Source organism: Nitrospira sp. (genome assembly GCA_029194535.1).
Classification (GTDB): domain Bacteria; phylum Nitrospirota; class Nitrospiria; order Nitrospirales; family Nitrospiraceae; genus Nitrospira_C.
On the sequence record JARFXR010000005.1, the window covers coordinates 1 to 1,416 of the forward strand.

1 protein-coding gene is annotated in these 1,416 nt (G+C 67.1%); it reads left to right on the top strand.

The annotated features are described in order from the left end of the window. A partial coding sequence (locus P0111_18405; GenBank protein ID MDF0646005.1) for a hypothetical protein occupies positions 1–1,416 on the top strand: 1,416 nt, incomplete at both ends.

Sequence of the window (1,416 nt, forward strand, 5' to 3'; positions counted from 1 at the left end):
AACTTGACTGTCACCGCTGGAGGGGCGATCACCGACACCGGCAATCTCGTCGTCCCCGGCACGACGACCCTCACGGCCGGGGCGAACAACGTCACGCTCGACAACGCGAACAACTTCACCGGGGCAGTGTCGATCGTCAGCAGCAACAACGTCACGCTCAACGACATCAACGCGCTCGATCTCGGCGCTTCCACCATCAGCGGTACGCTGACCGTGACTGCCGGCGGCGCGCTCGCCCAATCCGGAGTGCTGGCGGTGACCGGCGCGACCACATTGACCGCGACCGCAGCCAGTAGCGATGTACTGTTGGCCACGCAGGCCAATAGTTTCGCCGGCCCCTTGTCGTTTGCCGGTACCCAGAGCAACTTCCGGGATGTCCAATTGCGCAACGTGAATGCCGGCGCGACGGTGCCGGCGCTGGCCGGCCTCACCAATCTGCGCAACCTCACCCTGACCTTCAATACTGCGCCGATGGTGCTACCCAGTTTGACCGCCAGCGGCAATCTCGCGGTCACGGCCGGGGGGCTGATCAGTCAAGCGGGGGCGCTCAGTGTGGCGGGCACGGCCAGCTTCGACACCACTGCTGCCGCGACGCTCGGCTCCGTGACCCTGGCAAATAGCAATGCCCTGACGCTCAACACCTCGACCGTGGGCGGCAACCTGACCGTGACGACCGGCGGCGGCGATCTGACCCTGCCGGTCGGGCAAACCCTCACGGTCGTCGGCGATGCCACGCTGACCCCGGCCGGGACCGTCAACCTCCTGGGCACCACCCGCATCGGCGGGACGCAATCGTCTGTCGGGGCCACCGGGTCCGCCTTCGTCTTAGGAGCGAACACGAATCTCAATACCCTGCCGTTGCCCGGCACCGGCAATATCACCGTCACCACCACCGGCACCACCGCCACCTTTGCCGGGCCCCCGCTGCTGCCGGCGGCCATGACCCTCAACAACGCGGCGAATAACTTCGGCGGCCCGGTCGCCGTGACCACCGCGGCCCCCGCGTTCACCGGCAGCACCACGAATACCTACAACCTGACCCAGAGCGCGCCGGTGACGTTGAATGTCGGCCAGAACCTGACCGTCACGGATCTCGGCGGGACGGCGGGGACTCGCGGGAACATCACGCTCACGAATGCGGCCAACAGCTTTGAGACCGTGCAGTTCACCGGCGGCAACATCGCCTGGGCCGAGACCGGGCCGGTCACGATCGGCAGCGTGAGCGCCAATGCCGGCGCGACTTCGACCGGCATCCTGGCGATGACGGCCACCGGCCCCATCACGCAAACCGGCGCGATCACGGCTGCGGGCCCCACCACACTGGCCGCCGGCGCCGCGAACACCATCACCCTGACCAACGCGGCCAACAACTTCAGCTCCGTCGGAATCACCAGTGGCAACAACGTGGCCCTCACG